The organism is Paraburkholderia sp. EG286B, assembly GCF_040965655.1.
GTDB lineage: Bacteria > Pseudomonadota > Gammaproteobacteria > Burkholderiales > Burkholderiaceae > Paraburkholderia.
Genome location: NZ_JBFRCF010000002.1, coordinates 572,360 through 596,822, shown reverse-complemented (window position 1 = coordinate 596,822; position 24,463 = coordinate 572,360). Strand labels below are relative to the sequence as shown.

Genomic DNA, 24,463 nt, shown 5'->3' with positions numbered 1-24,463 from the left:
GCACGAATCCGTGCGGGCTTTTTGTTGCCGGCAAGCGCGGCGCGAGCCTTACTTGCCCCAGCTGTCGCGCAAACCGACGATGCGGTTGAATACCGGTGCACCCGGCTTCGAATCGTAGCGGTCGGCGACGAAGTAGCCATGGCGCTCGAATTGATAGCGGTCTTCCGGTGCGGCGTCGCGTGCGCCTGGTTCCAGATACGCTTGCACCACGCGCTTCGAATCCGGATTGAGCGCTTCGAGGAAGTCGCGGCCGCCCGCGTCGGGCTGCTCTTCGCGGAACAGGCGATCGTAGAGGCGCACTTCCGCCGGGCACGCATGCGGTGCGCTGACCCAGTGAATGTTGCCCTTGACCTTGTAGTTGTTCGCGCCTTCCGTGCCCGACTTGCTGTCCGGGAAGTAGTTGCAGTGCACGGCGATCACGTTGCCGTTCTCGTCCTTGTCCGCGCCCGTGCATTCGATCACGAAGCCATAGCGCAGACGCACCTTGTTGCCCGGGAACAGGCGGAAATAGCCCTTCGGCGGCGTCTCGTTGAAGTCTTCGCGCTCGATCCACAGCTCGCGCGAGATCGGGAACGTGCGCAGGCCGCGCTCCGGATGATGCGGATGCACGGGGGCCGTGCAGTCCTCGCTCTGGCCTTCGGGATAGTTGTCGATGATGAGCTTGAGCGGGTCGAGCACGGCGGCCGTGCGTGGCGCCTTGTCGTCGAGGTCGTCGCGCAGTGCACCTTCGAACACGCTCATGTCGATCCACGAATCGACCTTCGTCACGCCGATGCGCTCGCAGAAGAGCTGGATCGCTTCGGGCGTGAAGCCGCGGCGGCGCACGCCGACGATGGTCGGCATACGCGGGTCGTCCCAGCCTTCCACGTGGCCTTCGGTCACCAGTTGCAGCAGCTTGCGCTTGCTCGTGATCGCGTAGGTCAGGTTCAGGCGCGAAAACTCGATTTGCTGCGGCAGCGGGCGCGTGAACACGCCGGCGTCGGCCAGTTCGCTGAGCACCCAGTCATACAGCGGGCGATGGTCTTCGAACTCGAGCGTGCACAGCGAATGCGTGATGTTTTCCAGCGCGTCCGAGATGCAGTGCGTGTAGTCGTACATCGGGTACACGCACCACTTGTCGCCGGTGCGGTAGTGATGCGCGAAGCGGATGCGGTAGATCACCGGATCGCGCATGTTGAAGTTCGGCGACGCCATGTCGATCTTCGCGCGCAGCACATGGGCGCCTTCCTCGAATTCGCCCGCCTTCATGCGGCGGAAGAGGTCGAGGTTTTCGTCGACGGAGCGGTCGCGGAACGGCGAGTTCTTGCCGGCTTCGGTGGCCGAGCCGCGGTTCGCGCGCATCTCTTCCGGCGACTGGCTGTCCACGTAGGCCTTGCCGCGCTGGATCAGCAGTTCGGCGAACTCGTAGAGCTTGTCGTAGTAGTCGCTCGCGTAGAAGAGGTATTCCTGATCTTCCTTCTTCCACTCGAAGCCGAGCCATTCGACGGCGTCGATGATCGAGTTGACGTATTCGACATCTTCCTTCTCCGGGTTCGTGTCGTCGAAGCGCAGGTGGCACACGCCGCCGTAGCTTTTCGCGACGCCGAAGTTCAGGCAGATGCTCTTCGCGTGGCCGATGTGAAGGTAGCCATTCGGCTCCGGCGGGAAGCGCGTTTCGACGCGCTGCGCCCACTTGCCCGAGCGGTTGTCGTCGTCGATGATGTTGCGGATGAAATTGGATGCCGCAGGCGCGTCCGTGCGGTCGGCGTCTTTACGTTCGGTATTCATGCGAAAAGGGAGTCGTTCGAGGGCGCCCGTCAAAAGGATAAAAGCGCGTAACCGGGCACCCGATGGTGTCTTCCATTCTACCTGACGCGACCCGCCGTGCCAGTCCCGGTGCCGGATCGTCGCGCGGACCACAACAAGCGAGGGAAAAACGTGACGACGAGCGAAACGGCTGTGCTGGTGCTGCCGGGCTACATGGATTCGGGGCCGGGGCACTGGCAGACGCGCTGGGAAGCCGCGCACGCGGGCTTTGCACGGGTGCAGATGCCCGACTGGATGCACCCGGACTGCGAGGCGTGGTGCGCGACGCTGGAGGCTGCCGTACGACGCGCGCCGGCCGGCGTGCGCTTCGCCGCTCACAGCCTCGGCTGCCTGACCGTGGCGCACTGGGCCGCGCATCACGCGAGCGCGGCGACGCGCGCGAAGGTGGCCGGCGCGCTGCTGGTGGCGCTACCCGATCCGCACGGTCCCGAATTTCCGCGCGACGCGCGGGGCTTCGATCCGGTGCCGCTGGCGGCGCTCCCGTTTGCGAGCGTCGTCGTCGCCAGCAGCGACGATCCGTATGGCGGCGTGGCGTTTTCGCAGCGCTGCGCGCAGGCGTGGGGCAGCCGCTGGATCGAGATCGGCGCGCGCGGGCACATCAATGCCGACAGCGGGCTCGACGACTGGCCGCAGGGGCTGGCGTGGCTGATGTCGATGGAGAAACTGGGCGGCTGAGGCCAAGCGGCCGCCCCGGGGCCTTGCGGTTAGACCACGCCCTTGCTGCGCAACGCCGCCACTTGCTCATCGCCGTAGCCGAGCACTTCGCGCAGTACCGCATCGGTATGCTCGCCGAGCGTGGGCGGATGGCTCGCCACGCGCGGCGGCGTTTCGCTCATGCGGATGGGGTTGCCGACGAGCCGCGCCGTGCCGCCCGAAGGGTGGGGCACGTCCACCTGCAGCCCGCGCGCGATCACCTGCTCGTTCTCGAACACTTCCGCGAGGTTGTTGATCGGCCCGCACGGCACGCCCGCTGCTTCGAGCGCGCCGATCCAGTCGGCTTTCGTGCGCGTGCGGATCAGGTCGGCGACGATCGGCACGAGCGTGTCGCGATGGCGCACGCGCGCCGGATTGGTCGCGAAGCGCTCGTCGTCGGCAAGCCCGGGCTGGCCCGCCACCTCGACGAACTTGCGGAACTGCCCGTCGTTGCCGACGGCGAGGATGATCCAGCTGTCGCTCGTCTGGAACGCCTGATAGGGCACGATGTTGGGATGCGCGTTGCCCCAGCGCGCGGGCGGATTGCCGCTCGCCAGGTAGTTCGAATTCATGTTCGCGAGCATCGCCACCTGCACGTCGAGCAGCGCCATGTCGATGTACTGGCCCACGCCCGTGCGGTCGCGGTGCGCGAGCGCCGTCAGCACGGCAATGGTCGAATACATGCCGGTCATGAGGTCGGCGATCGCGACGCCGGCCTTCTGCGGGCCGCCGCCCGGCAGCGCGTCGCGCTCGCCGGTGATGCTCATGAAGCCGCCCATGCCCTGCACGATGAAGTCGTAGCCCGCGCGCGAGGCGTAGGGCCCGGTCTGGCCGAAGCCGGTGACCGAACAGTAAATGAGGTCGGGCTTTACCTCGCGCAGCGACTCATAGTCGAGGCCGTATCTCTTCAACTGGCCGGCCTTGTAGTTCTCCAGCACGACATCGCTTTGCGCAGCCAGCTCGCGCACGATGCGCTGCCCCTCGGGCGTGGCGATATCCACCGTCACCGAGCGCTTGTTGCGGTTCGCGGCGAGGTAGTAGGCGGCCTCGGCGGTGTCCGCGCCATCGGGCGTCTTCAGGTACGGAGGGCCCCAGTGGCGCGTGTCGTCGCCGGCGCCGGGGCGCTCCACCTTGATCACGTCGGCGCCGAAGTCGGCCAGGGTCTGTGCGCACCACGGTCCGGCGAGGACGCGGGTGAGATCGAGTACGCGGATATGGCTGAGAGCGCCCATGCTGTGTCTTCCAATGTCGTTCCAAGGCGGGCAGCGAGCGCGCGTGGTGCGCCGGCCGATGCCGCCCATGGTAAGCGAAAAGGCGCGGCATGGGCCAATATTCGGTACAAGGTTCCGCAGTGCGGAACAAAGCCACTCGGTCCGCCGTGTCACCGCGCGCCCTGTCGCGCCCATGCAAACCACGCCGGACGCGCCGCCGCGAGCGCGCGACGATCCCGTATAATCGTTCGATTCAGCACCGGGGTTTTCGTGAGCAACGTGGGCCCCGAGCGCGACCACGACAAAGACTCAGCACCGTACGCCCCAGGAAGGACCCAACGCACGCCATGAAAGCCGCCGACATCCGCGAGAAATTCCTCAAGTTCTTCGAATCGAAGGGCCACACGATCGTGCGCTCGTCGAGCCTCGTGCCGGGCAACGACCCGACACTGCTCTTCACCAACTCGGGCATGGTGCAGTTCAAGGACGTGTTCCTCGGCACCGAAAAGCGTCCGTACTCGCGCGCCACGACCGCGCAGCGCAGCGTGCGCGCAGGCGGCAAGCACAACGACCTCGAGAACGTCGGCTACACGGCGCGTCACCACACGTTCTTCGAGATGCTCGGCAACTTCTCGTTCGGCGACTACTTCAAGCGCGACGCGATCCACTACTGCTGGGAACTGCTGACCAAGGTCTACGCGCTGCCGGCGGACAAGCTCACGGTCACCGTCTACCAGGAAGACGACGAAGCCTTCGACATCTGGGCGAAGGAAATCGGCGTGCCGGTGGAGCGCATCATCCGCATCGGCGACAACAAGGGCGCGCGCTACGCCTCAGACAACTTCTGGCAGATGGCCGACACCGGTCCCTGTGGCCCGTGCTCGGAAGTGTTCTACGACCACGGCCCGGAAATCTGGGGCGGCCCCCCGGGATCGCCTGAAGAAGACGGCGACCGCTTCATCGAGATCTGGAATCTCGTGTTCATGCAGTTCAACCGCGACGCCCAGGGCAACATGACGCCGCTGCCCAAGCAGTGCGTCGATACGGGCATGGGTCTCGAGCGTCTCGCCGCGGTGCTGCAGCACGTGCACAGCAACTACGAGATCGACCTGTTCCAGAACCTCATCAAGGCGGCATCGCGCGAAACGAACACGCCCGACCTCACGAACAACTCGCTGAAGGTCATCGCCGACCATATCCGCGCGTGCTCGTTCCTGATCGTCGACGGCGTGATTCCCGGCAACGAAGGCCGCGGCTACGTGCTGCGCCGTATCGTGCGCCGCGCGATCCGCCACGGCTACAAGCTCGGCCAGAAGAGCGCGTTCTTCCACAAGCTGGTGGCGGATCTCGTCGCGGAAATGGGCGCGGCTTACCCGGAACTCGCCGAAGCGCAGCAGCGCGTGACCGACGTGCTGCGCCAGGAAGAAGAGCGCTTCTTCGAGACCATCGAGCACGGCATGTCGATTCTCGAAGCCGAACTGGCCGACCTCGAAGCCAAGGGCGGCAAGACGCTCTCGGGCGAACTCGCGTTCAAGCTGCACGACACCTACGGCTTCCCGCTCGACCTCACGGCCGACGTTTGCCGCGAACGCAACGTCACGGTCGACGAGCCGGCGTTCGACGAAGCGATGGCGCGTCAGCGCGAGCAGGCACGCGCGGCAGGCAAGTTCAAGATGACGCAGGGCCTCGAATACTCGGGCGCCAAGACGACGTTCCACGGCTACGAGGAAATCGCGTTCGACGACGCGAAGGTCGTCGCGCTCTACGTGGACGGCGCTTCGGTTACCGAAGTGAAGACGGGCCAGGACGCCGTGGTCGTGCTCGACCACACGCCGTTCTACGCGGAATCGGGCGGCCAGGTGGGCGACCAGGGCGTGATCTCGAACGCGAGCATCCGTTTCGCCGTGGCCGACACGCTCAAGGTCCAGGCCGATGTGAGCGGCCACCACGGCACGCTCGAGCAGGGCACGCTCAAGGTCGGCGACGTCGTGAAGGCGGAAATCGACGCCATCCTGCGCGCCCGCACGGCGCGCAACCACTCGGCCACGCACCTGATGCACAAGGCGCTGCGTGAAGTGCTCGGTTCGCACGTGCAGCAGAAGGGCTCGCTCGTCGACGCGGATAAAACCCGCTTCGATTTCGCGCACAACGCGCCGATGACGGACGACGAGATCCGCCGCGTCGAGCAGATCGTCAACGCGGAAGTACTCGCGAACGCGCCCGGCATCGTGCGCGTGATGTCGTACGACGACGCCGTGAAGGGCGGCGCGATGGCGCTGTTCGGCGAGAAGTACGGCGACGAAGTGCGCGTGCTCGACCTCGGGTTCTCGCGCGAGCTGTGCGGCGGCACGCACGTCACGCGCAGCGGCGACATCGGCTTCTTCAAGATCGTGATGGAAGGCGGCGTGGCCGCGGGCATCCGCCGCGTGGAAGCGATCACGGGCGACAACGCCGTGCGCTTCGTGCAGGAGCTCGATGCGCGCGTGAACGCGGCAGCGGCGGCGCTCAAGGCGCAACCGTCGGAACTGACGCAGCGTATCGCGCAGGTGCAGGACCAGGTGAAGTCGCTCGAGAAGGAACTGGGCGCGCTCAAGTCGAAGCTCGCTTCGAGCCAGGGCGACGAACTCGTGGGGCAGGCCATCGAAGTGAACGGTGTGCATGTGCTGGCCGCGACGCTCGATGGTGCCGATTCGAAGACGCTGCGCGAGACCGTGGACAAGCTCAAGGACAAGCTCAAGAGCGCGGCGATCGTGCTGGCGGCTGTCGACGGCGGCAAGGTCAGCCTGATCGCTGGCGTGACCGCCGAGGCGAGCAAGAAGGTCAAGGCCGGCGAACTCGTGAACTTCGTCGCCCAGCAGGTCGGCGGCAAGGGCGGCGGCCGTCCCGACATGGCGCAGGCAGGCGGCACCGAGCCGGCCAACCTGCCGGCCGCGCTCGCCGGCGTGAAGGGCTGGGTCGAAGCGAAGCTGTAATACGACGCGTCGCGGCGTGAACGCCGCTTCGCGACGAAGAAGGGCTGTCCGTGAGGGCAGCCCTTTTTGTTTCCCGCGCGCCTTATAAGGCGTGAAGGCCTGCGGGCGTGGCTGCCGCGTCAGCCGCGAATCGCAATGCCGTGCTGCCCGTGCGTTGCGCATCCTCCAGCAGCGCTTCTTTCAACGCGCCGAGCGCAGGCGAATAGTGGCCACGCCGCCAGGCGAGCAGCGTGTCGATCTGACCGAGCTTGCCAAGCGAATGAATCGTGACGTCGTCGGCACTGCGTGGCAGTTCGAGCACCGAGCGCGGCGCGACGGCCACACCCGCGCCCGCCGCCACGCACGCAATGATCGCGTGATACGAGCCCAGTTCCAGCACGCGTGACGGCCGGATGCCATGCTCCACATACCAGCGCTCGACATAGGCGCGATACGCGCAGCTGCGTTCGAACGCGACGAGCGTGGAGAGCGCGATATCGCTGGGCTGTCGGATCGGCCGGTGGCCGCGCGGCGTGATCATCACCAGTTCTTCGCGATAGACCGGCACGTGCTCGAATACCTCGGGGTCCGGCACCCCGGCGAGCGGCGTGGCGATCAGCGCCGCATCGATTGCGTATTCGCGCAGGCGCTCGATCATCGTGCCGGTCGTGCCCGTTTCCAGTTCGAGCGTGACCTCGGGCCACGTCTGGTGATAGTGCGCGAGCGGGCCGGGCAGACGGCTTGCCGCGGCGCTCTCCATGGTGCCCAGGCGCAGGCGTCCCGCCGGGCGCCCGGCCTTGAGCGCATGGCGCGCTTCGTCGGCGAGCGCGAGCAGACGCTCGGCGTAGGGCAGCAGGGTTTCGCCAGCGGGCGTGAGAATCAGGCGGCGGCCCTCGCGCGTGAAGAGCGGCGTGCCGAGCTGATCTTCGAGCTGCTTGATGCGCGTCGTCACGTTCGACTGCACGCGGTTGAGCTTGGCGGCGGCCCGCGTCACGCCGTTTTCCCGTACGACCGCCCGGAAAATCGCCAGTTCGGCGAGGTCCATAGTTCTCTCCTCGGGATGCATCGATTCATGATAATTCATTTTTAGTGAACGATGGAATCGCCTACGATGGTAGGCAGTTGCTTAATCCGCTGATCTCATGAACGACTACGTCCCCGGCACCGTCCACGTTTCCGAACCCCGCCCGCATGCCGGGCGACGTGCGGCGTTGGCCTGCATGGTGTCCCTTGCCGTTGCGCTGGGCGTCGGGCGCTTCGCCTTTACGCCGCTCCTGCCGCTGATGCTGCACGGCGGCGCGCTCGACCTGCGTCACGGCGGCTGGCTCGCCTCGCTGAACTACGCGGGCTACTTCGTGGGCGCGATCAGCTGCGCCGCGCTGCGCATGGCGCCCGCGAGGATCGTGCGTGCGGGCCTCGTGGTCACCGTGCTCCTCACGCTCGCGATGGGCCTCACCCAGCAGTTCTGGATCTGGGCCGTGGTGCGCTTCGTGGCGGGCGCGGTGAGCGCGTGGACCTTCGTGTTCGCCTCGCAGTGGGGCCTGCGGCGGCTCGCGCAGCTCGGCGCGAACGAGTGGGGCGGCGTGATCTACACCGGTCCCGGCGTCGGCATCATTGCGACCGGACTGTTCGTGAGCGCGGCCGGCGGTCTCGGCGCGCGCACGGGCTGGATTGGCTTCGGGCTGATCAGCGCGCTGCTCGCCGCCGTCGTCTGGTCGACGTTTGGCGAAGACAGGCGCGCGCTCGCGCCGCGCCCCGCCGCGCGTGCTGCGGCAAACGCCGCGCACGCGGAGCGCGACGGCCGCCGCGCCGACGCCTTCTGGCTCGTGCTGCTCTACGGCGTGCCGGGTTTCGGCTACATCATCACGGCGACGTTCCTGCCCGTGATCGCACGCCATGCGCTGCCCGGCTCGGCGTGGCCCGACCTGTTCTGGCCGATGCTCGGCGCGGCGCTGATCGCCGGCGCGCTGCTGGCTGCGCGGCTTCCGCTGCATTGGGACAACCGCCTGATGCTGGCGGGCGCCTACGTGCTGCAGGCCGTGGGCATCGCGCTTGGCATCATCTGGCCCAACGCCGCGGGCTTCTCGTTCGGCAGCGTGTTGATCGGCCTGCCGTTCACGGCGATCACGCTCTTCGCGATGCGCGAGGCGCGTCTGCTGCGCGGCGAGCATGCCGCCGCGCTGATGGGCTATGCGACGGCCGCCTATGGCGTCGGGCAGATCGCGGGGCCGCTCGTGGCCGCGCCGCTCGCGGCGTCGACGGGCTCGTTCTCGCCTTCGCTGTGGCTCGCGGCGGGTGCGCTCGTGGCCGGCGCAATCGGGCTCGTCTGGCGGGCCTGGCATACGCGCGAGGCCGCACGCGGACGTTGATAGCACACTAGAATGGACGCTTTCGCGCAAGCCGCGAGCGTGTCCACCGGGTCGCGCGGCTGGTTCCCAGCGCCATCGACCCCTGCCTTTTCCCCCATGAGCGAATACCAGTTTTGCCCGCGCTGCGCCACGCGTCTGACCGAGCGCGCCGATCCCGCCCACGAAGGCGGCCGTGTGCGTCTCGCCTGCCCGGACCACGCCTGTGGCTACGTCCACTGGAACAATCCGCTGCCCGTCGTGGCGGCGATCGTCGAGTACGAGGGCCGCATTTTGCTGGCCCGTAACGCGGCCTGGCCCGAAGGCATGTTCGCGCTCATCACCGGCTTTCTCGAAAACGGCGAAACCCCAGAGGAGGGCATCGCGCGCGAGGTGCACGAGGAAACCGCGCTGCGCGCCGAGAGCGTCGAACTGATTGGTGTGTACGAGTTCATCCGCAAGAACGAACTCATCATCGCGTATCACGTGAAGGCGTCGGGCACGATCGCGCTCTCGCCGGAACTGCTCGAATACCGCCTCGTCGAGCCCGCGAAGCTGCGGCCGTGGCGCGCGGGCACGGGCCAGGCGCTCGGCGAATGGATGCGCCGGCGCGGCCTGCCGTTCGAGTTCGTCGAGCGTCCGGGCCAGTGATGGCCGCGCGCCGAGCGACGCTTTCCCGCTACGCCCTCCCTGGATCTCCTCGATGAACCGACCCGTCACCGTCGCCCGCTCCGGGTATCGTCATTTCCTGCCGATCGGCACGCGCTGGATGGACAACGATGTCTACGGCCACGTGAACAACGTCGTCTACTACAGCTACTTCGACACCGTGGTGAACGAGTATCTGATTCGCGCGGGCGCGCTCGACATCGAGCACGGCATGACCATCGGGCTCGTCGTCGAAACGCAGTGCAACTACTTCGCGCCGCTCGTGTTTCCGGAGCGCGTGGAGGCGGGGCTGCGCGTGGCTCGCCTCGGGTCGTCGAGCGTGCGCTACGAGGTCGGGCTCTTTCGCGAAGGCGAGGACGTGCCCGCGGCGCAGGGTCATTTCGTGCATGTCTACGTCGATCGGGCGACGCGCCGGCCCGTGAGCGCGTTGCCCGATGCGCTGTGCGCGGCGCTCGAGCCGCTCGTCGTCGGCTAGACGCGGTCGGCCAGACGCGGTCGGCCAGACGCGCCTCAGCGCCTCAACGCCTCAACGCCTCAACGCCTCAACGCGCCACGCTCACGCGTTCGAGCGCCGTCATCGGGCCGAGTTGCGCGAGCGTCTGCAACTGAGCCGCATTGCGCACGAAGAACGAGCCGGCAAAGCCGAGCGAGTTCACCGAAATCCCTTCGACACATTCCGTCGTGCGGGGCACCACCAGCATCCACTGGCGCGTGACGAGCAGGTTGTAGGGCGCGCCCTGATGCGCGACGCCGCCCACGTCGACAGCGGGCACGCCCGCCGCGTCCAGCAGCGCGCGATAGCAGCCGAGTGCGACATGCGCGGCATCTTCCGCCGTGCCGGCCTCGGGGCCGAGATCGAGACGCGCGAATGCATGGCGAAACGCGAGCCCCGGCACGATCGCGATGGGAGGCGCGCCGTGGACCGCCTGCGCACCGCCGAGCAGCGCTTCGAGCGGCGCCGCGTGAGGCGCATCGCCTGCGAGCGGCAGCGGCACCATCTGCAAATGCTTGTGCGGCTGGCTCGCGCCCGCGGCTGCGCCGCCGTTGTAGAACCCGAGTCCGTCGATCTCGCGCAGCACCGCGATCAGTGCGGCGAAGTCCGCCGCGTCGAGCAGCGCCTCCTGCGGCTCGTAGCGGCGCGTCACGATCAGCAGATGCCGGTCGATCACATTGAACTTGTTGAGCAGCGCAACGTGAGTGGGCGAGAGGTCGCCGACGAAAAGATCGGGCTCGTAAGGCAGGAACGCATCGCGCGGGGGCTGCGGAACAGACGCAGTCGAAGTCTGCGGCGTGAGCCGCGCCGCCTCCTTGCGCGCGAGATTCGCGGCCACGCGCACGGAGAAGCGCATGCCGCCATCGTCGATGAAGGTATGCGCCGTCTCGATGGGATGGAGCGCGCCGCAGGCGAGCGCGTGCGCCGTCTGCCGCTCGATTGCCGCGCCCAGCGTTCCCATCGGCGCTCAGGCCTTGTAGCCGATGGCGCGCAACAGGTCCTTGCGCCAGCGTACGTCGTCCTCGGCCTCGACGCCCAGCGGTGGCATGCCGTCCACCACGCCGACGATGCCGCGCCCCTGATCCGTCTCAGCGATCAGCACCTGCGTGGGGTTCGCGGTGGCGCAGAAGATGCGGCAGACCTCGGGCACGGCCTTGATCGTGTTGAGCACGTTGATGGGGAAGAAGCCGTCGCCGAGAAAGACGATGAAGCAGTGACCCGCCGCGATGCGCAACGCGTTTTGCGTCGCCATCTCGATGAGCGCGTCCTGGGTGCCGGAGCGCCGCACGAGCCGCTTGCCCGACGCCTCGCAGAACGCGAGGCCGAACTGGATGCCCGGCACCGTGCCGTAGAGCGCCTCGTGCAGATCCTCGACGGATTTGATGAAGTGGGTCTGGCCGAGGATGAAGTTGGTGGCTTCGGGTTTTTCGATCTCTACCGTGGACAGTTGCATGGCGAACCTCGTGCGCGGGCGTCTCGAAAGCGCCGCCTTGCGCCGGGCCGAAGGGGCTCGCTGGCGGGCCGGAGGCGGCGGCCAACCACAAGCCTAGTACGAAGTCGCGGCGAGGCAAAGCGTGTGCAGGCGCACAACGAAAACGGCCGGAGCCCCGAGGGGCGTCCGGCCGTTTTGCCGAGCGACGCGTGCGCCGCTGCGCTTATGCGGTTTTCTTCGCGCGCTTGCCTTCCACGTCGGGCAGCAGCACGGTGAGGACGCCGATGAGCGGCAGGAACGAGCAGACCTTGTAGACGAAGCCGATGCTGGTCGCGTCCGCCAACTGGCCGAGCACCGCTGCGCCGATGCCGCCGAGGCCGAACGCGAAGCCGAAGAAGAGACCCGCGACCATGCCCACCTTGCCGGGAATCAGCTCCTGCGCGTACACGAGGATGGCCGAGAACGCCGAGGCCAGCACCACGCCGATGATCACCGTGAGCACGCCGGTCCAGAACAGGTTGGCGTAAGGCAGCAGCAGCGTGAACGGCGCCACGCCGAGAATCGAGACCCAGATCACATACTTGCGGCCGATGCGGTCACCCACCGGGCCGCCGATGATCGTGCCGGCGGCAACCGCGGCGAGGAACACGAACAGATGGATCTGCGCGGCCTGCACGGAGAGGTGAAAGCGGTCGATCAGATAGAACGTGAAGTAGCTGTTGATGCTCGCGAGGTAGAAGTACTTCGAGAACACGAGCAGCACGAGCACGCCCATGGCGGTCGCCACCCGCTTGCGCGAGAGCGTGACGTGCGCCACCTCGGCGCGCTTTTTCTTCATCGCCGGATGGGCCTTGTACCAGCGGCCGATCTGCGTGAGCACGACCATGCCGACGAGCGCCGCCGCCGAAAACCACGCAATGCTGCGCTGGCCGTGCGGAATGACGATCACGGCGGCGAGCAGCGGCCCGAGCGACGTGCCCGCGTTGCCGCCCACCTGGAACAGCGACTGCGCGAGGCCGTGACGCCCGCCCGACGCCATGCGCGCCACGCGCGACGACTCGGGATGGAACACCGACGAACCGCAGCCCACCAGGGCGGCCGCCACGAGCAGCACGCCGAAAGTCGGCGCGACCGACATCAGCAGCAGGCCGCACAGCGTGAAACCCATGCCGACGGGCAGCGAGTACGGCAGCGGCCGCTTGTCGGTGAAGAAGCCCACCAGCGGCTGCAGCATCGACGCCGTGATCTGGTAGGTGAGGGTGATGAGACCGATCTGCGTGAACGACAGCGAGAAGTTGTCCTTGAGCATCGGGTAGATGGCGAGGATCAGCGACTGGATCATGTCGTTGAGCAGGTGCGAGAAGCTGATCGCACCCAGCACCGAGTAGACGGTGCGTTGCACCGCGCCTGCGGCGGGGGCAGAAGCGGCCGCGGACGAACCCGCGGCGGCGCCCGGCAGGGCGCGCTTGTCGAGACTGGTTTCCATGTTGTCGGTAGCAGCAGAGAGTATTCAGCGGGCACCACGCCTGGCGGGCAGCGGCGGCGGCATGAAAGGACATGTATAAGAGTTATGAGCGCAGTGTAATGTGTCTTGCTCGAACCGGACGGACAAGATTTGTCGAGAATCGGACATGAGCGACGCACCGTTGCCCTGCGGCCCTATGCCGCAAGGGCGGGAGCCAATACACAAAATTCATGCGGGATTTTTGGCAATTCATTTTGGCCGTGTATAAACCGCCGATGTGCGCGCCCACGAGGCGTGCATTACGGGGCCGGAATACGAGCCGCAGCCGCGCGCGAAGGCGTTAAAGAATGCGCGGCGGTGTGCCGTAGACCGGGGTTGAGGCGTAGCGCAAATCAAGAACGATGGCGCTGAGCCTGACAACAATGCTGGAGACCAAAATGAAAGCAGTATCGCAAGGCGGCGGCCACGCAGGGTTTGCGCCGCAGGATCCGGCAAGCGGCGCGGCGAACGCGCAGCAACGCAAAACGGGACGGGCTGGCGCGGCGACGCGCAGCTCGCGGCTTTCCGTGAAGGCCACACTGCGCCTCGCCTTCGCGTTGGTGTTGATCGGCACGCTCGCCATCGGCGCGATTTCGCTCGCGCAAATCAGCCGTCTCAACGGCTCGACGCAATCGATCTACGAACAAGGCTACGTGGCGAGCCGTGCGGCCGAGGAAGCGCGCGGCCACGTGCTGCGCGCGAGCCGCGCGCAGAAAATGCTGCTCACCGCGACCACGGCGCGCGAGCGCGACGAACTGGGCCAGGACATCGACAAGGATCTCGGCGCGCTGGAGCGCGGCATGAGCCAGCTGCAGCAATACGCACAGGAGCAGGGCGGCGACGCGCTCGCCCTGCAAAAGAAGCTCGCCGATGCGACCACGGCGTGGAGCGGCCATCTGCGCGACTTCGTGACGCTCGTGAAGCAGCAGCCGCTCGATCTCTCGCAGATGAGCTGGCAGGTGGGCACGCAGGACGTCTCGCTACTCGTGGAGACCGGCAAGCTCGAAACGCTCGTCAACGACCTCGTCGCGCAGCGCGGCACGGCCGCGAAGGCGACCCTCGCGAAGGCCGAGTTCATCTTCAAGTCGTCGTTCGTGATGATGGCCGTGGCGACGGTGGCCATGTTCGTGCTCGCCTTCTTCGTGAGCGAATGGGTCGTGCGCCGCATTGCGCGGCAACTCGGTGGCGAGCCCGCGCACGCCAAGGCCATCGCGGCACGTATCGCGGCCGGCGATCTCGCCCAGCCCGTCACGGTTCACGCCCGCGACGCGGCGAGCATGCTGGGCGCGCTGCGCGACATGCAGAAGGGTCTCTCGACCACGGTGGCCGAGATCGCGGCCAGCGCCGAGGCGATCGCCTCCGCCTCGGGCGAAATCTCGACCGGCAATCTCGATCTGTCGCGCCGCACCGAAGAACAGGCCATGGCGCTCGAGCGCACGGCGAGCAGCATGGAGCAGCTCACGTCCACGGTGCGCCTGAACGCCGAGAACGCGGAGCAGGCCAGCACGCTGGCGGGCAACGCCTCGGCAATCGCGGAGAAAGGCGGCTCGGTAGTGGGGCGCGTGGTCGCGACGATGCAGGAGATCAACGACAGCGCGAAGAGCATCGCGGACATCATCGGCGTCATCGAGGGCATCGCGTTCCAGACCAACATTCTCGCGCTCAATGCCGCCGTGGAAGCGGCGCGTGCGGGCGAGGACGGGCGCGGCTTCGCCGTGGTGGCGGGCGAGGTGCGCAGCCTCGCGCAGCGCAGCGCGGCGGCGGCCAAGGAGATCAAGGCGCTGATCGGCGCATCGGTCGAGCGCGTATCGAATGGCTCGACGCTGGCGCAGGACGCGGGCTCGACGATGGACGAAGTCGTGAAGGCCGTGCGGCGCGTGAACGACATCATCGGCGAAATTTCGGCCGCTTCGCGCGAGCAGCGCTCGGGTATCGAAGAGATCAGCCGCGCGGTCACGCAGATGGACGCCGGCACGCAGCAGAACGCGGCGCTCGTGGAAGAGGCGACCGCCGCGGCACAATCGCTCGACGATCAGGCGAAGGTGCTCAAGCGGCTGGTGGGGAAATTCCGGCTGGCTTGACGCCGTTGCCGTTCGTCGCTCGTTGCGGGCACGATGAAAAACGCCGCGTGGTTCTACACGCGGCGTTTTTTTTTGGGCGCGTCACTTCGCGTCGCGCTCGATGATCCACTCGTGCGCCGGGTCGTTGTGGAAGTGCCATTCGCGCGTGGGGCCCGCCATCACGTTCAGGTAGTACGAGTCGTAGCCATACGGGACGACGACCGGGTGATAGCCGCGCGGCACCATCACGACGTCGTGATTTTCCACGGCCATCGTTTCGTCCAGATCGCGCGCGTCGGTGTACACGCGCTGGAACGCGAAACCCTGCTGCGGATTGAGCCGGTGATAGTAGGTTTCTTCGAGCGCGCTTTCGTGCGGCAAGCGGTCGGCGTCGTGCTTGTGCGGCGGGTAGCTCGACGAATGGCCCGACGGCGTGCGCACCTCGACCACGAGCAGCGATTCCGCGGGCGCGTCTTGCGGCAGGATATCGCAGACGTAGCGCGTATTCGCGCCCTTGCCGCGCGTGGAGCGCTTCATCTGCGCGGGCTCGATGAGGCGAACGGGCAGCGTGCCTTTGGCGGGCGCACTCGCCACGCCCACTTCGGCGTTGCGTCTGGCGTGCACGGTCGCTTTCACGCCGGGCGGCACATAAAGGGCATACGGCGCGGCGTCTTCGAAGACGCTGTCGCGCGAGCCGAGGCTCGACCAGCGCTCGCCGCCTGCCTCGATATCCACCGCTCCCGAAAGCACGACGATACAGCTCTCGCGATCGGGCTCACTCACGTAGACGAGTTCATCCGCTTCGAGCCGGTATGCGGCGAAGCCGACGTAGCGCCAGCCCGCGGTGTCGGGCGTGACGCGCGCGATCGTCTGGCCTTCGCGCGCGGCCTTGACCAGCAGAGTCATGCTGCCTCCTTCGATTGGGTGTCCGTCGCATCGACGAGCGTGCGCAGCGTACGGTAACCCTTTTGCGCATACTCATACGACGGTGCGATTACGGGGTCCTGCTCGGCTTCGACGACGAGCCAGCCGCGATAGCCGTGACGCTTCAGGCGCGCGATGATCGCGGGAAAATCGACGGCGCCGTCGCCCGGCACGGTGAACGCGCCTGCGAGCACGGCGTCGAGAAAGCTCCAGTTGCGGTTGCGAGCGAGTTTCATGACGGCGGGGCGCACGTCCTTGCAGTGCACGTGGCATACGCGTGCAATGTGCTTGTCGAGTTCGGCGACGGGGTCGCCGCCTGCAAACGTCATATGGCCCGCGTCGAACAGCAGGCCCACGGCGTCGCTCGTGCGCGCCATCAGCTTGTCGACGTCGGCGGGCGTTTCGACATAGGCGCCCATGTGATGGTGGTACGCGAGCCGCACGCCGCGCGAGAGCGTATGGCGCGCGAAGGCGTCCACGCGCGCGGCGTAGTCGTCCCACTGCTTGTCGCTGAAAAAGCGCGGGCGCTGATAGAGCGGTCGCGGCGCGCCCTGGATCGAATCGGCGACCTCGCCATAGACCATCACCGTTGCGCCGTTCTGTGCGAGCAGGTCCAGATGCTTCTCGACCGCGGCGATCTCTTCCTCGACGCCGCGCCGCGCGAGCATGCCCGAGTACCAGCCGGAGACGAGCGACAGATCGTATTGCGCGAGGAGCGCCTTGAGCGCCTGCGGCTCGCGCGGAAACTTGTTGCCTAGCTCGAAGCCCTCGTAGCCGATCTCGCGTCCCTCGGTCAGCGCCTGCGAGAGCGGTGTCTCGCCGCCGAGCGAGGGCAGGTCGTCGTTCATCCACGACAGCGGGTTGATGCCGATACGTACTTCAAATGCGCTCATGTGCGCTCCTCGATGTCTGTGTCGTCAGAGGCGTTATGCGTTGCCGGGTTCGTCGTCGCCGGCGGGCGCGTCTTCGCCGGCTTGCGCGCGTCCGCTGCGCTGCGCGACCTGTTCTTCATAGCGCTCGCGCGCCTCGCGCACGGCAGGGCGCGTGGACACCTCCGGCACGGCGACTTCCCACCACCAGCCGCCTTCCTCGGTCGTGCGCGCGGGGTCGGTGTCGATGGAGACCACGTAAGTGCGCGACGAAGCACGCGCGCGTTGCATCGCCGCTTCGAGTTCCGCAACGTTCGCCACGTGTTCGGCCTGCGCGCCGAGCGAGCGCGCATGCGAGGCGAAGTCGATGCGCGGCGCACCGAGCGGCCCTTGCGCGCAGTCGTCGAACAGGTTGTTGAACGGCGCGCCGCCGCAAGCCTGCTGCAACCGGTTGATGCAGCCATAGCCGCGGTTGTCGAGCACGACGACGATGAGCTTCGCGCCCAGCATGACCGAGGTGGCGATCTCGCTGTTCATCATCAGATAGCTGCCGTCGCCCACCATCACGATGACCTCGCGATCGGGCCGCGCAAGCTTCGCGCCCAGGCCGCCCGCGATCTCGTAGCCCATGCACGAGTAGCCGTATTCGACGTGATAGGCGCCGGGCTGGCCCGCGCGCCAGAGCTTGTGCAGCTCGGCAGGCAGCGTGCCTGCCGCGCAGACGACGATGTCTTCGGTGTACGAACGGCTCGACGATCGCTGCACGGCGCCGATCACATCGGCGTCGTAGGGCAGGCGGTTGCGTTCCTGCGGCGCGTGCGTGAGGCGCTCGATGCTCGCGCGCCAGTCGCTGGCGAGGCGCTGGGCGCGCGCGGTCCAGTTCGCGTCGGCGCGCCAGTTGATCAGTTCGTCGTTGAGCGCGGCGAGCGCCTGGCGCGCGTCGGCCTGCACGGCGAGGCCGTCGTGCTTGAGTGCGTCGAAGCCGTTGGCATTCACGCCGATCACGTGCGCGTTCGCAAAGAGCGAGTTCGAGCCGGTCGTGAAGTCCTGCAAACGCGTGCCCACGGCGAGCACGCAGTCGGCGTCGCGCGCGAGTTCGTTGGCGGCGGGCGAGCCCGTCACGCCGAGCGCGCCGACGTTGAGCGGATCGTCCCACGCGAGCGAGCCTTTGCCCGCCTGCGTTTCGGCCACGGGAATGCCGCGCGAGGCCGCGAGCGTCTGCAAGGCCTGCGAGGCGCGCGAATAGAGCACGCCGCCGCCCGCCACGATGAGCGGGCGCTTCGCGCGATGCAACTGCGTCAGCGCCGCATCGATCTCGGTCTGAATGGGCGCGGGTGCGTGGAACGTCACTAGGCGCGGCGTGAAGAAGCTCGCCGGGTAGTCCCACGCCATGGCCTGCACGTCCTGCGGCAGCGCGAGCGTGACCGGGCCGCAGAGCGCGGCGTCGGTGAGCACGCGCAGCGCGCGCGGCAGCGCCGTGAGCAGCTGCGCGGGATGCACGATGCGGTCGAAGTAGCGCGACACGGGGCGCAGCGCGTCGTTCGCGGAGAGGCCGCCGTCGTGCAGGTCCTCGATCTGCTGCAGCACCGGATCGGGTTCGCGCGAGACGAAAATGTCGCCGGGCAACAGCAGCACCGGCAAACGGTTCACGTGCGCCAGCGCGGCCGCCGTGACGAGATTCGTCGCGCCCGGACCAATCGAGGTCGTCACCGCCATCATGCGGCGGCGAAAGTGCGCCTTGGCATAAGCGATCGCGCTGTGCGCCATGGCCTGCTCGTTGTGCGCGCGCAGCGTGGGCAGTTCGTGCCGATACTGATAGAGCGCCTCGCCGATGCCGGCCACGTTGCCGTGACCGAAGATCGCGAACACGCCGCCGAATAGCGGCTCGGTGCGGCCGGAGCCGTCCTCGCTCGCCACGCGCTGTGCAGCGAGATAGCGCACGAGCGCCTGCGCCGCCGTGAGCCGCACGGTGCTCGCGTGCGCAGTGGGCGCGGCGTTCTGCGCGCTATCCTGCGCGGCGTAGTCGCCAGGAGCAATGCGTTGATTCATGCCGCCTTCTCCTCATGGTTGTCGTGCGCGCCTTGAGCCTCGGTGCGCGCGGCGCGCCACGCGCCGATCAGCGTTTCGAAGGCGCGGCGCGCGCGGGCGATCACTTCGTCGTCGCCGATTTCGCCTGAGAGCCAGGCGACGCTCGGCTCGTAGAAGATCGAGCGGCCCACCGTGAAGCCCCGGCACGTGTTCGAGGCGGCCGCCGCGCGGAAGCCCTCCACGAGCTGGTCGATCGGCGCGGAGAGCCCGAGCAGCACGACGCCGCGGCAATACGGGTCGCGCTCGGCGATCAGCGCGTCGATCTCGCGCCATTGCGCGGCGCCCGTCGGTTCGAGCTTCCACCACTCCGGATAGAGGCCGATGTTGTAGAGCCGCTTGAGCGCGCGATAGACCGTATCGGGTGCATTCGGCTTGCCGCCCAGTTTCGGCGGAATCACTTCGAGCAGCAGTTCGTGGCCGCTCGCCTGGGTGGCGTCGTAGAGCGCGCGCAGCTGCGCCTCCTGTTCGAGACGCTGCTCGATGGGCTCGTCGGGATGGAACTGCACGAGGCACTTGACTGTGTGGTCGATGGGCCAGGACGCGAGCGTCGTGCCGATCGAGCGGCCATGGTCGAACACGAGCGGCACGGAGCCCGGCAACTCGACCGGGCGACCGATCCACCAGCCGCGGCCGGTCGCGGCATTGAGAGCATCCTGGCCGTAGCGGTCGTCGATCAGGACACCGATGCGTCCCTGCAAACCGAGCGTGCGCTCGGTCTGCGCGACGGCCTCGACGAAGAGATTCTTCAGATACGAAATGCGCGCTTCGCTGACACCCGTCTGCTGTGCGAGATCGAAGAACTGGTTGCGATGATCGAACGCGAAGCCGAGCACTTCGTCGTGGCGCTTGCGCGCGGGGGTGACGCGATGCAGGCGCGCGAGCGTCGCGTCGCGGTCGGGGCGGCGCATGCGCACGGGGTCGGCGGCCGCTTCGCGCAGGAAGTAGTCGAGTTCCACGGGCGTGGGCATGGCGGGCGCGCAGCCATGCCGCGAGACGACGAGGGCGCCGCACGCGTTGGCCGAGCGTGCGCAGTCTTCGAGCGAGGCGTCGCGCAGCCAGCCCGAAAGAAAGCCGGAGGCGAAAGCGTCGCCTGCGCCGAGCACGTTGAGCACTTCGACTTCCACGCCGCGCTGCATCGGCAAATCGTCCATCGAGGCGGGCACCGCGCCTTCCACGATCTGGCAGCCGAGCGGCCCGCGCTTGACGAGCAGCGTCGCCCCCGTGACTTCGCGCACGCGCCTGAGCGCATCGACGAGCGATTCCTTGCCGCCTGCAATGCGGAACTCCTCCTCGGTGCCGATCACGAGATCGAAATGCGGCAGGATGCGCTGCAAATGCGCACTCACGCCTTCGCTCGCGACGAAGCGCGTCTCGCCGTCCGCCTTGCCCGTGAGGCCCCAGAGCACGGGACGGTAGTCGATGTCGAGCACGGTGCGCACGTTGTTGCGGCGCGCGTACTCGAGCGCCGTGAGGCTCGTGCGGTTCACCTGCTCGGTCGAGAAGTGCGTGCCGGTGATGAGCAGCGCTTTCGAGGAGGCGATGAAGGCTTCGTCGAAGTCGCCCGGATCGACGGCCATGTCGGCGCAGTTTTCGCGGTAGAAAATCAGCGGGAACGTGTCGCGGTCTTTCAGGCCCAGCAGCACGAGCGCCGTGAGGCGTTCGGGGTCCACGTGCACATGGCTCGTGTCGCAGCCTTCCTTCGTGAGCGTTTCGACGAGGAAGCGCCCCATATGGTCGTCGCCCACGCGCGTGAGCATGGCCGATTTCAGGCCAAGACGCGCGCAGCCGAAGGCGATGTTCGCCGAGGAGCCGCCCAGGTACTTCGCGAAGGTGGAGACGTCTTCGAGCCGCGCGCCCACCTGTTGGGCGTAGAGATCGACGCCCAGGCGTCCGAGGCAGACGATGTCGCGGCTGCGTCCGGCGGCGAAGCGGCCTGGAGTGGAACGCGGCGGGGTTGAGTGAGTCAGGGCCATGTGTATTCCTGTTGAGTGCTGTGCCGTGCGCTCGTGCTCAGATGGTCGCGCCGTCGAGTTCGGCGATCATCTTCTGCATCTCCGCGCCGCCCGCCATCATGTCGAGCACTTCGTTCTTGCTGATCGTGTCCTTCGTGTAGGTCCCGAGCGAGCGACCGCGGTTGAGCAGCGTGAACGAGTCGCCGATGGGGTAGGCGTGGTGCACGTTGTGGGTGATGAAGATCACCGAAATGCCCTTGGCGCGTGCAGCGTGAATCAGCTTGAGCACGTTGAAGCTCTGCTTCACGCCGAGCGCGGCGGTCGGCTCGTCGAGAATCAGCACGCGGGCGCCGAAGTGAATGGCGCGTGCGATCGCGAGGCACTGTTTCTCGCCGCCCGACATCGTGCCGATGGCCTGATGCGGGTCGCGCACGTTGATGCCCATGCCGGCGAGGCGATCCTTCGCGATCGCCGCGCTCGCATCGAGGTCCATCACGTTGATGAAGCCGAACAGCTTCTTTTGCGGCTCGCGGCCCATGAAGAAGTTGCGCGCGACCGAGAGCAGCGGCACGAGCGCGAGATCCTGATAGACGGTGGCGATGCCGAGGTCGAGCGCGTCTTTCGGCGAGTCGAACGTCACGGGCTTGCCGTCCACGAAATACTGGCCGGAGGTCGGCTGGTGCACGCCGGCGAGCGTCTTGATGAGCGTGGACTTGCCCGCGCCGTTGTCGCCGAGCAGGCAGTGCACCTCGCCGCGCTTCAGGCGCAGCGTGACGCCGTTCAGTGCGATGACCTTGCCGAAATACTTGCTGACGTTCTCGAGCGCGAGAATCGTGTCGCCGTCTGCGGTGGTTTGGGTATCGGACATTTGAGCCTCCGGCTTACGATTGCGCGACGCGGCGGCGCACATAGTGATTGAAGAGCACGGCAATGAGCAGCATCACGCCGAGGAACACGCGGAACCAGTCCGAATCGATGTTCGTGTAAGTGATGCCGATCTGCACGACGCCGAAGATGAGTGCGCCGAATGCCGCGCCGATCACCGAGCCATAGCCGCCCGTGAGCAGCGTGCCGCCGATCACCGCGGCGATGATCGCTTCGAATTCTTTCTGCAGGCCACGGTCGGCGGCGGCCGAACCGATGTCGCACACCTGCAGCACGGCGAACAGGCACGAGCAGAACGCGGTGAGCATGAACAGCGAGATCTTCACGCGCTTCACGGGCACGCCCACGTTCTTCGCGGCGTTGGCGTCGCCGCCCACGGCGAGAATCCAGTTGCCGTAGCGCGTCTTGGCGAGCACGAATGCGCCGATCGCGACGAGCGCGAACCACCAGAGAATCACCTTGGGCACGCCCGGTACGAGCGGCTGGCCGTTGTCGAGCATCCTGCCGATGCCGATATGCGCGAGCGCCACGAACAGGCCCTTGAACGCCGTGCCGTGAAAGAGCAGGTTGGTCACGAAGTCGGCCTTGGCCACGTCGCCCACACCCGAAACGATCGTGCGGTCGGCGAACATGATCGAGAGCGCAAGCGTCAGGCCGCGCAGGATGAAGAGGAACGCGAGCGTGACGATGAACGAAGGCAGCCGCGTGCGCATCACGAGGTAGCCGTTGAGCGCGCCGAGCGCGGTGCAGCCCACGAACGCGAACAGAATGGAAAGCGCGATGGGCCAGTGGAAGTACATCGTGGGGATCGCCACCATCATGCCGGCGAAGCCGATCATCGAGCCGATGGAGAGGTCGAACTCGCCGGCGATCATCAACAGGCACGCGCCGACACTCAGGATACCGAGGTAGGCGGCGACCTGGGACCAGTTCATCACGCCGTCGAGATCGAACATGCCCGAGCCGCCCGCGCCGATCGCAAAGACGGCGAAGACCAGCACGGCGCCGGATATTGCGGCGAATTCGGGGCGCCCGAGCAGATGGCCGAACCACGATTCGCGGCGCACGCGTTCGTCGCTGGCGCCTGGCTGCGGCGTGGGTGCGTCTTGCGCGCCGCTTTCCGGAGTGTGCGAGGGGAAGTGTTTGCCGGCTACACCCATGATGTCTCCTGTATCGACCAGAGTTGGTGCTTTAGCGCCTTACGCTGGTCCTCTGCAAGGCGATCGGCCGCGGCAGGCGCATTCACGTCTGCTTTGGCTCAAATGCCCGAGCGCATTCCCTGCAAGCCACTGCCTTGCAGTAGAAGCAACACGGTGAATGGCGCGCGGCGAGGCTGGCGAGAGGCGATGGGCATCGGAAGATGCTAGCCACCGCCGCGCGTGGCTGACGAAAAATGCTTAGCGATACTGACCTGCGTACTTCACGACCTTGTCGAGGTTGTCCTTGGTGATGAAGCCCGGACCCGAGCGGATGTTCTTCGGACCGTACGAGGGCTGCAGGCCATAGGTTTCGAGGCGCTGCTTGAACTTCGGATTCGCTTCGAGGATCTGGCGGATCTTCTGCGGGTCCGTGGTGTGCTCTTTCTTCACGATCGCGAGCACGGCCACGGGGATATAGCCCTGCAGGTACGGCTGCTGGTCGATCGCGAACTGTATGGTGCCCGCGCGGATCGCCTTGGCAATGTCATCCGAGAAGTCGAACGTGCAGAAGTAGATCTTGCCCGCGAGGCCCATCTGGTCGATCGCCTTGAGCGTAGCGGCCGCCGGCACCGGGCCGAGCGTGAGGATCGCGCCCGTGTTCGGATGGTTGCGCAGATACGCGCTCACCTTCGACTGGATTTCGGTCGGGTCCTGGCCGGAGTCGATCGTCGAGCTCTTGTAGTCCACGCCGAGCGCATCGGCAAAACCGCGGCAGCGTTCGAACGACACGGCGTTGGTCGCGAAGTGATTCACGCACAGGAACGACTTCACGCCCGCGGCCTTGGCCTTTTCGCCGGCTGCGTGACCCGCCACATATTCGGGCTGGCCCACGTGCATGATCGCGCCGAGCTTCTCGCTCTGTTCCTCGGTGCCCGAGTTGATCGTCACGAGCGGAATCTTCTTTTGCGTGACCTTGCCGATGGAGCTCTTGAGCACGTCGTAGTCGGCGATCGTGACGATCACGCCGTCGTAGTTGCGTGCGGCGGCCTGTTCGATCAGGCGCGACATGTCGGCGATATCGCCGTTGGGTGGATTGCGGTAGTCGGTCTCGACGTTCCAGTCTTCGTCGGCCTGCTTGATCGCGTTCTTGATCGTGTTCCACCACGAGTCGGAATCGGGCGCGTGGCTGATCAGCACGAAATGCGCGTCGGCAGCTTGCGCCGTTTGCGCGCTGAGCACGCTCGCACCTGTCAGGCCCGCTGCCAGCGCGAGCACTGCGGCCAACCTCCGGAGCATGGTCTTGCCCTTGCGTTGAGTCATTGTCTCCACCTTTCTCGGTCTGTCGTTCGTTCTTGGGGTGAATGCCGCAGCCGCGCTTTTGACATGCCGCTTGTTACCTGCATCAGCTGCCGCGCTCATCGACAAGAGTAGGACATCGCCTC

Annotated in this window: 19 protein-coding genes; 6 read left to right on the top strand and 13 right to left on the bottom strand. The window is 66.9% G+C overall.

The genetic code is table 11. From position 1 onward, the window contains the following. Positions 1–48: 48 nt before the first annotated feature. Complete coding sequence (locus AB4Y42_RS06035) at positions 49–1,767, bottom strand: glutamine--tRNA ligase/YqeY domain fusion protein (RefSeq protein ID WP_368686317.1); 1,719 nt, start codon at positions 1,765–1,767, stop codon at positions 49–51. Positions 1,768–1,917: 150 nt separating this feature from the next. Between AB4Y42_RS06035 and AB4Y42_RS06030 the strand changes: the two genes are divergently transcribed. Next, entirely contained in the window at positions 1,918–2,481 is a 564-nt protein-coding gene (locus tag AB4Y42_RS06030; protein ID WP_368686316.1) for an RBBP9/YdeN family alpha/beta hydrolase, read from the top strand. A gap of 29 nt (positions 2,482–2,510) precedes the next feature. Here AB4Y42_RS06030 and AB4Y42_RS06025 read toward each other — a convergent pair whose 3' ends face one another. Further along, the gene (locus AB4Y42_RS06025; protein ID WP_368693633.1) at positions 2,511–3,731 is read right to left on the bottom strand and encodes a CaiB/BaiF CoA transferase family protein; all 1,221 of its coding nucleotides are present in this window, start codon (positions 3,729–3,731) and stop codon (positions 2,511–2,513) included. Between the two features lie 326 nt (positions 3,732–4,057). On the opposite strand from AB4Y42_RS06025, the gene alaS reads away from it, so the two are divergent. After that, the gene (alaS, locus tag AB4Y42_RS06020) at positions 4,058–6,682 is read left to right on the top strand and encodes an alanine--tRNA ligase (protein WP_368686314.1); all 2,625 of its coding nucleotides are present in this window, start codon (positions 4,058–4,060) and stop codon (positions 6,680–6,682) included. An 82-nt stretch (positions 6,683–6,764) separates the two neighbouring features. Here the strand turns inward: alaS and AB4Y42_RS06015 are convergent, their stop codons facing one another. Continuing rightward, positions 6,765–7,706, bottom strand: coding sequence for a LysR family transcriptional regulator (locus tag AB4Y42_RS06015; RefSeq protein WP_368693632.1), 942 nt, complete (start codon positions 7,704–7,706; stop codon positions 6,765–6,767). Between the two features lie 175 nt (positions 7,707–7,881). On the opposite strand from AB4Y42_RS06015, the gene AB4Y42_RS06010 reads away from it, so the two are divergent. From AB4Y42_RS06010 to AB4Y42_RS06000, 3 genes are all read left to right on the top strand, one after another. Beyond that, positions 7,882–9,030 carry a YbfB/YjiJ family MFS transporter gene (locus tag AB4Y42_RS06010; protein WP_368693665.1) on the top strand — a complete coding sequence of 383 codons (1,149 nt, stop codon included), beginning with the start codon at positions 7,882–7,884 and terminating at the stop codon, positions 9,028–9,030. 96 nt (positions 9,031–9,126) lie between these two features. Beyond that, the gene (locus AB4Y42_RS06005) at positions 9,127–9,657 is read left to right on the top strand and encodes an NUDIX domain-containing protein (protein WP_368686311.1); all 531 of its coding nucleotides are present in this window, start codon (positions 9,127–9,129) and stop codon (positions 9,655–9,657) included. A 52-nt stretch (positions 9,658–9,709) separates the two neighbouring features. Further along, positions 9,710–10,150 (top strand): acyl-CoA thioesterase, encoded by a 441-nt coding sequence (locus tag AB4Y42_RS06000; protein WP_368686310.1) that lies wholly within the window; start codon positions 9,710–9,712, stop codon positions 10,148–10,150. A gap of 67 nt (positions 10,151–10,217) precedes the next feature. Here AB4Y42_RS06000 and AB4Y42_RS05995 read toward each other — a convergent pair whose 3' ends face one another. From AB4Y42_RS05995 to AB4Y42_RS05985, 3 genes are all read right to left on the bottom strand, one after another. Continuing rightward, positions 10,218–11,129 carry a DUF4922 domain-containing protein gene (locus tag AB4Y42_RS05995; RefSeq protein ID WP_368693631.1) on the bottom strand — a complete coding sequence of 304 codons (912 nt, stop codon included), beginning with the start codon at positions 11,127–11,129 and terminating at the stop codon, positions 10,218–10,220. 6 nt (positions 11,130–11,135) lie between these two features. Then, entirely contained in the window at positions 11,136–11,621 is a 486-nt protein-coding gene (locus AB4Y42_RS05990) for an adenosine-specific kinase (RefSeq protein ID WP_368686308.1), read from the bottom strand. A 202-nt stretch (positions 11,622–11,823) separates the two neighbouring features. After that, positions 11,824–13,086 carry an MFS transporter gene (locus AB4Y42_RS05985; RefSeq protein ID WP_368686307.1) on the bottom strand — a complete coding sequence of 421 codons (1,263 nt, stop codon included), beginning with the start codon at positions 13,084–13,086 and terminating at the stop codon, positions 11,824–11,826. Between the two features lie 416 nt (positions 13,087–13,502). Here AB4Y42_RS05985 and AB4Y42_RS05980 point away from each other — a divergent pair, with 416 nt between their 5' ends. Beyond that, positions 13,503–15,185 (top strand): methyl-accepting chemotaxis protein, encoded by a 1,683-nt coding sequence (locus AB4Y42_RS05980; protein WP_368693630.1) that lies wholly within the window; start codon positions 13,503–13,505, stop codon positions 15,183–15,185. 81 nt (positions 15,186–15,266) lie between these two features. On the opposite strand, the gene iolB is transcribed toward AB4Y42_RS05980, so the two are convergent. From iolB to AB4Y42_RS05945, 7 genes are all read right to left on the bottom strand, one after another. Next, positions 15,267–16,070, bottom strand: a complete 804-nt coding sequence (iolB, locus tag AB4Y42_RS05975) for a 5-deoxy-glucuronate isomerase (RefSeq protein WP_368686305.1) — start codon at positions 16,068–16,070, stop codon at positions 15,267–15,269. Further along, positions 16,067–16,981 carry a myo-inosose-2 dehydratase gene (iolE, locus tag AB4Y42_RS05970; protein WP_368693629.1) on the bottom strand — a complete coding sequence of 305 codons (915 nt, stop codon included), beginning with the start codon at positions 16,979–16,981 and terminating at the stop codon, positions 16,067–16,069. The genes iolB and iolE overlap by 4 nt, the downstream gene beginning before the upstream one ends. A gap of 33 nt (positions 16,982–17,014) precedes the next feature. After that, complete coding sequence (iolD, locus tag AB4Y42_RS05965) at positions 17,015–19,006, bottom strand: 3D-(3,5/4)-trihydroxycyclohexane-1,2-dione acylhydrolase (decyclizing) (RefSeq protein ID WP_368693628.1); 1,992 nt, start codon at positions 19,004–19,006, stop codon at positions 17,015–17,017. Then, positions 19,003–21,018, bottom strand: coding sequence for a 5-dehydro-2-deoxygluconokinase (gene iolC, locus AB4Y42_RS05960; RefSeq protein ID WP_368693627.1), 2,016 nt, complete (start codon positions 21,016–21,018; stop codon positions 19,003–19,005). The genes iolD and iolC overlap by 4 nt, the downstream gene beginning before the upstream one ends. 37 nt (positions 21,019–21,055) lie before the next feature. Continuing rightward, entirely contained in the window at positions 21,056–21,865 is an 810-nt protein-coding gene (locus tag AB4Y42_RS05955) for an ATP-binding cassette domain-containing protein (RefSeq protein WP_368693626.1), read from the bottom strand. A 13-nt stretch (positions 21,866–21,878) separates the two neighbouring features. Further along, on the bottom strand, positions 21,879–23,042 hold the full coding sequence (locus AB4Y42_RS05950; protein WP_368693625.1) for an ABC transporter permease: 1,164 nt from the start codon (positions 23,040–23,042) through the stop codon (positions 21,879–21,881). A gap of 237 nt (positions 23,043–23,279) precedes the next feature. Beyond that, positions 23,280–24,341, bottom strand: a complete 1,062-nt coding sequence (locus tag AB4Y42_RS05945) for a sugar ABC transporter substrate-binding protein (protein WP_368693624.1) — start codon at positions 24,339–24,341, stop codon at positions 23,280–23,282. Between the last annotated feature and the right edge of the window lie 122 nt (positions 24,342–24,463).